A 6,892-nucleotide genomic window follows, 5' to 3' on the forward strand; every position below is an offset into this window, starting at 1 on the left:
GAAGACTACGGTTACGAAACGGAATTACTTAACGCCGCTATCAATGTTAACAAACGTCAACGGACAATTGCGATCGAAAAACTGCAACAGGAATTAAAAATCCTCAAGGGTAAAACCGTCGGTTTGTTGGGATTAACTTTTAAACCCGATACCGATGATATGCGCGATGCTCCGGCTTTAACCATGATCGAACAGTTAAATCGTTTAGGTGCTAAGGTAAAAGCTTATGATCCGATCGTTTCCCAAAGTGGTTTAAGTCACGGTTTAAGCGGTGTGATTATCGAATCGGATCCAGAAAGATTGGCCGATGGTTGTGACGCTTTGGTGGTGGTGACGGAATGGCAAGAATTTCTCCGTCTCGACTACGGCAAAATGGTTAAAACCATGCGCGAACCCGTGTTAATTGATGGTCGCAATTTCCTCGATCCTGCGGTGGTGACAGCAGCCGGTTTCCGTTACCTCGGTATTGGCCGTTAATCCCAGGAATCCGCCTTTTCAGCAGGAATGACGCGGTTGGGGAAGGGACAATAAGCACCAACCCTTACCCCTGCTCTTAGGGGCGAAAACTGCCCGATTATGCCAGCTGAAAACCCAAAAATTCCTAGCTAACCATAGGGTTATTGGCTATAGTTACATGATGTGAACGGGGCTACTAGAATCCGGGGGCGATAGGTAGAATTGAATTGAGAAACTAGAAATCAGTTTTAGCAATACCTATGGTTAGCTCTGTTCAATACCGCTACACTAACGAACAAGTTAGGGACTGGTTACGGGGATTACTGACAATTGCCTGGTGTGATGGGGATTATAGCACCAGCGAACAGGAATCGATCGCCCGTTTCGCTCACGAATTAGAATTAGATGACGACCACGTTCTCTATCAGTCGATTAGTCCCGAAGAATTGGCCGCAAGTTTCGGTCATGACCCCAAAATATCAGAAAACTTCCTCCGCACGGCGGTTATGGTAGCGATCGCCGATGGCATTTATTCCCCCGCAGAAGCGCAATTACTGCGTAGTTATCGGGATGCTTTCGGGTTAGAAATCGAGGCCCTGTCAGCTTTAGAACATACTATCTGTGAAATTCCCGAAATTACCACAGAAGCGAATAAATCCGAGTTTATCAGTGCCGAACATCCCCACCCGGATCTGCTGCATCCCCTCAAAGACTGGTTAGATGGGGTGGAAATGCACGATCCGCGCTTGGCCCGGTTTATCTGCAAAATGGTGCCGCCTCAATGTCCTTTTGAACGCGATATCGTGCTGTTTGGCCATAAATTAGTCCATATTCCGCCCCTGTGCAAGTTAAATCCTCTCTACGAGCAATTAGTCGGTTTACGCTTCCGGGCTTTATCATACTTAGCCGATGATTGTCAAGAGGATATTTCCGAGTATATTTAGCCAGTTTAACTAAAATTACCGCTAAAATGGTATAAATATCCTGCTGACAGAAAATATCTCAACCTAAGGGCTTTTCCTAGCTAATTCCTCCGTTAAAATTAGGTTAAGTCGCCGTTAAGAGAGAAACTATGAGTAAAAACTCCCGACGAGTCGATTTTCCTGATTTACCCGGGCTAAAAAACCTGCGATCCTATCAATGGCAGTGGCTGGGCCGAGATATACTCGCTGGTGTCACCGTGGCGGCCTACGCTATTCCCCAGTGTATGGCTTACGGCGACCTGGCCGGGGTCGATCCCGTGGTGGGATTATGGACTCTCGTGCCGGCCGCCCTAGTTTACGCCCTTTTCGGCTCCTCATCGCAACTATCCCTCGGACCAGAATCGACCACGGCAGTGATGACGGCGGCAGCGATCGCACCTATGGTGAGCCTTCAAGGAGAAAATTACGGCAGTTTAGCGGCTTTTTTAGCCCTAATGGTCGGTTTAATCTGTTTAGTTGGTTATATCGCCCGCTTGGGATTTCTAGCTAATTTACTCTCCAAACCGATCCTAATCGGTTATATGGCGGGAGTGGCGGTGATCATGATTGCCGGACAACTGGGTAAAATTAGTGGTTTGTCAATCGGTGAAAATACGGTTTTTAAAGAAATTTTAGCTTTTTTTCGGGGAATAAACCAATGGCACTGGCCAACCCTTAGCCTAGCTCTATTGCTGTTACTATTTCTATTTGTCATCCAAAAATATTTTCCCAAAGCACCGGGTCCCTTGCTGGCGGTTTTACTGGGAACCCTCGCCGTCGCCACCCTCCATCTCGATCAAGAGGGGGTGGCAGTAGTGGGGAAAATTAGCAAAACTTTGCCTAATTTTGGCTTACCAACCCTAGATTTTTCCCAATTACTACCCCTAGTGACCGCAGCCGTCGGCATTGCCCTGGTGGGCTATTCCGATAACGTCTTGACCGCTAGAGCCTTCGCCAGACACCATAACCAAGAAATCGATGCCAATCAAGAATTTTTAGCCCTGGGACTGGGGAATCTGGCGGCGGGTTTTTGTCAGGGATTTCCCATCAGCAGCAGCGCCAGTCGCACCGCGGTGGGCGATTCCGTGGGCAGTAAAAGTCAGCTTTACTCCCTGGTGGTGGCAGTGGTGGTGGTGGCGGTCATTTTCCTGCTCGGTCCGATACTGGCACTCTTTCCCAAGGCCGCTTTGGGTGCGCTGGTGATTTATGCGGCCTGTAAACTGGTGGATATTGCCGGTGCTAAACGACTAAAAAGCTTTCGCAATAGTGAGTTTAATCTCGCTGTCCTGACCATGGTGGGGGTGCTAACCACGGGGATTTTAAGCGGGGTTGCCATCGCCATCGGTCTCTCGGTTATCGATTTATTGGCCCGCATTACTCGGCCTGATGATGCGGTCTTGGGTACGGTTCCGGGGGTGATGGGTTTACACGCACTCCAGGATTGGCCGGAAGCGCAAACAATACCGGGGTTGGTTATCTATCGTTACGATGCCCCCTTATTTTTTGCTAATGCGGCCGACTTTAAACGTCGCGCTCTCAGTGCCATTGCCCGGGAGACGAAACCGGTAGAATGGTTTGTCTTGAATACGGAGGCCCTTGGGGAATTGGATAGTACAGCAGTGGAGATTCTTGAGGAATTAGCAGCAGAATTATCAAGACAGGGTATAGTTTTCGCCCTCGCTAGGGTTAAACACGATCTGTACTTAGAATTGCAACGTTCCCGCTTGTTAGATAAAATTAGCGAGGAGAGGATTTACTATACTTTGCCGGCGGCGATCGAAGCTTTTAAAAATCGTTGACTGATACTAAATCATTAGGGGTCGAGAAGGTCATCGCCGACCTCCCCTCCCATAAAGAACCTACCCGTGCATAGTTTTCGGACTTTATTGAAATTAGCTGATAGAGTTGTCTAAGTTGGGCTTCCGTCGGTTGCATTTAGTCATTATCGGCTTGATTTTAGATTATTGTTCATTTTAGTATTATTAATCGAAAGCCACTTCCCTAACCTATTTAGGGTCTGCTGAATAAAGGTGAAATGTAGGCAAGGTAAGGGTTTTGTGGCTTTTCTCGCGAAACAGGTGCAAGATTTTGAGAGAATCGTGCTTCAAAACCTTGCGTCTTCATCGGCCCGCGTCCTGTAGGGGCGAAGCATTCGGATAAAAAATCTACGGCTCTCCCAGGTTTGGCGGGTAAAATGTATTCTAAGATACATTCCTCCTAGCGAGGGGGTGGAACGAACCACAAAGACACAAAGGACACAAAGATCGATCATATAGTAAGTTAAACTCATCACACAGAACCTAGAAGAGCCAATCTACGGTTTCACCGATAGGTTATTGCCCGAATGCTTCGCCCGTACTTTGTCAGCAAACCCTATTTAGCATCAGTTTAACCCATTTTTCAAGAATCTAGGCTAGAATATGAAGACAAGACGCATTGCTCTGGGTTAATCTACTCTGTAGAAGCTAAGAAGGTAATCAAAATGGCTAAATATTCGCCTCTTATCAATGTATCTCCTGAAACTATGAGTGGTGTTCCTGTTTTTTCAGGTACTAGAGTTCCGATACAAACACTTTTTGATTATCTTAAAGCAGGAGAATCAATTGATGATTTTTTAGAGGGTTTTCCGACGGTAACAAGAGAACGAGTTATTAGCTTACTTGCAGAATTTGAAAAAGAGCTTATTGATAGGGTAGCGTGAAATGAGGCTTTTTTTAGATGAATGTATTGACCGAAGATTAATGAGGGAGTTTACAGGTTATAATATCAAAACTGTTCCGCAAATGGGATGGACTGGGATCAAGAATGGTCAACTGTTAGGTTTAGCTTCACAAGAATTTGATATTTTTATTACAGTGGATAACAATTTGCCATTTGAGCAAAATTTACCGCAGTTTAATCTAGCTATTATTATTTTACAATCACAATCAAATCGTTTGGTTCCTAAAGTTTTAGAAGTTTTGGCAACAGTAACAAAAGGAACAGCAACAGTAGTAAGTTTATAACAACCTATTTAAAATGAATTTAAGCCATTTTTCAAGAGTCTGGGCTAAGATATTAAGGCTACCGACTTGGGAAGATTATTCCAAGAACTATCCCTAGTAAGATAAACACAATAAATCCAATCAAAAATGCAGGTATTGGCTCACCCATAATAGCCAACAAGGTAGCTAAAGCTATGCAAAAACATAAGTTTAAGACATTCAAGATCAATAGTATGGCATAGAACGAGTTAGTTAGGACGCTTTCAATTTTCAAACTCTTATCGGTCAAGGGTTTCAGCGATTGATTGTCCTAACCACCCCGCTCTTTGCTATAGTTTATTTTTCATTTTTCCCTTAAACCTAAATCGTCTAATGGCGATAGGGTTTTCTCTTGCATCCCCAGAGACATGAAAAGTGAAGTATTGCGAGAAGTTCTGTTGACCAGATGTCTAGAATCTTAAATAACAGTCGCACTACTCTCTTCTAAAACAATACGGCCCGCCATATGTACATTTTCGGCAGTCATAAATTTTTCCATCTTTACCACGCACTATATAATAAGTACATTTGCTGTCTGGTCCTGTTGATGGAGCAATATACACCGGGTCTACAGGTTGCTGTACCAACAAAATAGTTTCGGTATTAGCAAAAGTTTGATTTGTTGACACGTCTAAACACAATATGTTTTTAGTTTGTACATTATCAGGAGTAGAAGCTTTTGCTTGGTTAATAGGAGACATGACCAATAAAAATGCTGAAGCTGTTACGAGAATACTTTTCATGTGATTTTTACCAAATTGAGCGATAAGTTTGATTTGACTTTGAGGTTAAAAACATTTTGAGATACACCCGATTAATGGACTGGCATTACCGACATCTTCTATTATATTCTTGATATCTCCGTTCAGAGGCGGCATAATTTCCCGATGCCCTAGCTGCATAATGTGGTATATTAACTTGAGTCGCCCAATAATCTCCATTTTTCGTGAGTTGATTGGCCTCTTGAATTAATCCTTGACAAGAAAGCCTATAAATTCTTTGCCAGTCTTCAGCTATCATTTGCTGTATTAGCTGGCCAGCTTCCCCCTCCATACTGTTTAATTCTCTCAACAATTGCTGAACTTCACTACTTTGTGCGTTAGAATTAGTTACCCATACTGTAAACTGGAGGATTGAAAAAAACCCTGCTAAAGTCAACACACTGATTGATTTTTTTGTTGGATAGAGCATAATTTTATTTCCTGAAAATTTGACACAACTAACAAGCCACACTACCGACAATGTATCAACCAGTTAAAATTATTTCAAGACGGAAAAAAACGGATATTGTCGGAGGTTTTGTTAACTATGTTTACAAATATCGGAAAATAACGGATAATGACGGTATTATGTCCCCAAATCTTAACATTACTCCCATGGATACCCAAGAAGTCTTCTCACTTATTGATAATCTGGTTTTTGGCCACACGGGAAAGCATCTCGATACATTGCAATTAGGGATTTTAAAGAACGTTTTTGATGGTCAGAAATATGCAAAAATAGCAGAAGAATATAATTGTTCTGAAGGTCATGCCAGAGATAAAGCCTATGAACTTTGGCGCATTCTTTCGGAAGTGTTAGGGGAAGAATTAAATAAATCAACTGTTCGATCAGCAATTGAAAGGTTAATTGTCAGCAATAGTATTAATAATTTGGGTAATAAATCTGTAAAAATTGATCAGGTTACTTTCTGTCATAACCCTTCTAATAATCGAGAAATAGAAAATTATCATATTTATAAAACTGAAAACAATGTTATTAAAGCAAAACTAGAAACTGTTCCCAAACTAATAGGATTAGGATTAACGATCGAACAAATTGCTCAAGCTCTTGATTTAGATATACAATTAATTTTAGATAGTCTCAAACCAGAGTAACTTTGATAATTTTATCAAGATATGAATGTCAAGCTGCTTTGATCCACAATTGACAAGGATAGGGAAATGGGGTTCTTTTGGATTTGGTGGGTAAAATGTATTCTAAGATACAGTCTTGCGGGCGAGGGAGTCGAAGGAACCACAGAGACACAGAGGACACAAAGATCGATCGCTACTATATAAGTTAAACTTATCACACAAAGTTGAGAAGAGCCTTATTTTCGCTTGATCGCTCCAGCATTTATGCTAAATTTACCTCGCCCACTTCAGTCTGTTAAACTCAACTGTTCATAGCTCTGAAAATTTCACGAACAGAGATTTTTTCGAGCCAACAACCTATAAAAAAGTTGTCTAGCCGTAATTCCTATAATTCAATTACAGCTGCTATTAATTTCCAGCAGGGAGCTTCTCCTTCCCAATTTGCCGAAGAGATCCAAGGCAGACTAAGACTGACGGTAACAAAACAGTTTTGCTGAGGTTGATAGCCTGTATTTAATTTCTCGACAAATACGGGATCAGTTATCTTTGCTTCTGTCAAACTGTTACCATTCGCTGTTGTAATTGTGCCACGCCA

11 protein-coding genes are annotated in these 6,892 nt (G+C 42.5%); 6 read left to right on the forward strand and 5 right to left on the reverse strand.

What is annotated here, in order from left to right; translation table 11 throughout:
• The 3 genes from PX484_RS21060 to PX484_RS21070 form a co-directional block, all read left to right on the forward strand.
• On the forward strand, nucleotides 1-477 hold a 477-nt coding region (locus tag PX484_RS21060; RefSeq protein ID WP_288105383.1), incomplete at its 5' end, for a UDP binding domain-containing protein.
• Nucleotides 478-716: 239 nt separating this feature from the next.
• Nucleotides 717-1,400, forward strand: coding sequence for a Mo-dependent nitrogenase C-terminal domain-containing protein (locus PX484_RS21065; RefSeq protein ID WP_002746178.1), 684 nt, complete (start codon nucleotides 717-719; stop codon nucleotides 1,398-1,400).
• Nucleotides 1,401-1,528: 128 nt separating this feature from the next.
• Nucleotides 1,529-3,217: a SulP family inorganic anion transporter gene (locus PX484_RS21070; protein WP_287766303.1), complete on the forward strand. Its 1,689-nt coding sequence runs from the start codon at nucleotides 1,529-1,531 to the stop codon at nucleotides 3,215-3,217.
• A gap of 305 nt (nucleotides 3,218-3,522) precedes the next feature.
• Here the strand turns inward: PX484_RS21070 and PX484_RS21075 are convergent, their stop codons facing one another.
• A complete protein-coding gene (locus tag PX484_RS21075; protein ID WP_071839514.1) occupies nucleotides 3,523-3,711 on the reverse strand; it encodes a hypothetical protein in 189 nt (62 codons plus the stop codon).
• A 189-nt stretch (nucleotides 3,712-3,900) separates the two neighbouring features.
• Here PX484_RS21075 and PX484_RS21080 point away from each other — a divergent pair, with 189 nt between their 5' ends.
• Nucleotides 3,901-4,119, forward strand: coding sequence for a DUF433 domain-containing protein (locus tag PX484_RS21080; RefSeq protein ID WP_002794870.1), 219 nt, complete (start codon nucleotides 3,901-3,903; stop codon nucleotides 4,117-4,119).
• A 1-nt stretch (nucleotide 4,120) separates the two neighbouring features.
• Complete coding sequence (locus PX484_RS21085; RefSeq protein WP_287766306.1) at nucleotides 4,121-4,423, forward strand: DUF5615 family PIN-like protein; 303 nt, start codon at nucleotides 4,121-4,123, stop codon at nucleotides 4,421-4,423.
• A 452-nt stretch (nucleotides 4,424-4,875) separates the two neighbouring features.
• On the opposite strand, the gene PX484_RS21090 is transcribed toward PX484_RS21085, so the two are convergent.
• Entirely contained in the window at nucleotides 4,876-5,184 is a 309-nt protein-coding gene (locus PX484_RS21090) for a hypothetical protein (protein WP_287766308.1), read from the reverse strand.
• An 85-nt stretch (nucleotides 5,185-5,269) separates the two neighbouring features.
• Nucleotides 5,270-5,632: a hypothetical protein gene (locus tag PX484_RS21095; protein WP_287766310.1), complete on the reverse strand. Its 363-nt coding sequence runs from the start codon at nucleotides 5,630-5,632 to the stop codon at nucleotides 5,270-5,272.
• 185 nt (nucleotides 5,633-5,817) lie between these two features.
• On the opposite strand from PX484_RS21095, the gene PX484_RS21100 reads away from it, so the two are divergent.
• On the forward strand, nucleotides 5,818-6,318 hold the full coding sequence (locus PX484_RS21100) for a helix-turn-helix domain-containing protein (protein ID WP_287766352.1): 501 nt from the start codon (nucleotides 5,818-5,820) through the stop codon (nucleotides 6,316-6,318).
• Between the two features lie 14 nt (nucleotides 6,319-6,332).
• Here PX484_RS21100 and PX484_RS21105 read toward each other — a convergent pair whose 3' ends face one another.
• Complete coding sequence (locus tag PX484_RS21105; protein WP_287766312.1) at nucleotides 6,333-6,515, reverse strand: hypothetical protein; 183 nt, start codon at nucleotides 6,513-6,515, stop codon at nucleotides 6,333-6,335.
• A 167-nt stretch (nucleotides 6,516-6,682) separates the two neighbouring features.
• Nucleotides 6,683-6,892, reverse strand: a 210-nt coding sequence (locus PX484_RS21110; protein WP_502882774.1) for a dual OB domain-containing protein, incomplete at its 5' end; no start/stop codon positions are given.

The sequence above is a fragment of the Microcystis sp. M49636_WE2 genome, from assembly GCF_030065375.1.
Lineage (GTDB): Bacteria > Cyanobacteriota > Cyanobacteriia > Cyanobacteriales > Microcystaceae > Microcystis > Microcystis aeruginosa_C.

What these genes read in the sequence shown, in the direction of transcription:
- PX484_RS21065 (WP_002746178.1), top strand. Translation starts at nt 717, where the DNA reads ATGGTTAGCTCTGTTCAATACCGCTACACTAACGAACAAGTTAGGGAC.
- PX484_RS21070 (WP_287766303.1), top strand. Translation starts at nt 1,529, where the DNA reads ATGAGTAAAAACTCCCGACGAGTCGATTTTCCTGATTTACCCGGGCTA.
- PX484_RS21080 (WP_002794870.1), top strand. Translation starts at nt 3,901, where the DNA reads ATGGCTAAATATTCGCCTCTTATCAATGTATCTCCTGAAACTATGAGT.
- PX484_RS21085 (WP_287766306.1), top strand. Translation starts at nt 4,121, where the DNA reads ATGAGGCTTTTTTTAGATGAATGTATTGACCGAAGATTAATGAGGGAG.
- PX484_RS21090 (WP_287766308.1), bottom strand. Translation starts at nt 5,184, where the DNA reads ATGAAAAGTATTCTCGTAACAGCTTCAGCATTTTTATTGGTCATGTCT.
- PX484_RS21095 (WP_287766310.1), bottom strand. Translation starts at nt 5,632, where the DNA reads ATGCTCTATCCAACAAAAAAATCAATCAGTGTGTTGACTTTAGCAGGG.
- PX484_RS21100 (WP_287766352.1), top strand. Translation starts at nt 5,818, where the DNA reads ATGGATACCCAAGAAGTCTTCTCACTTATTGATAATCTGGTTTTTGGC.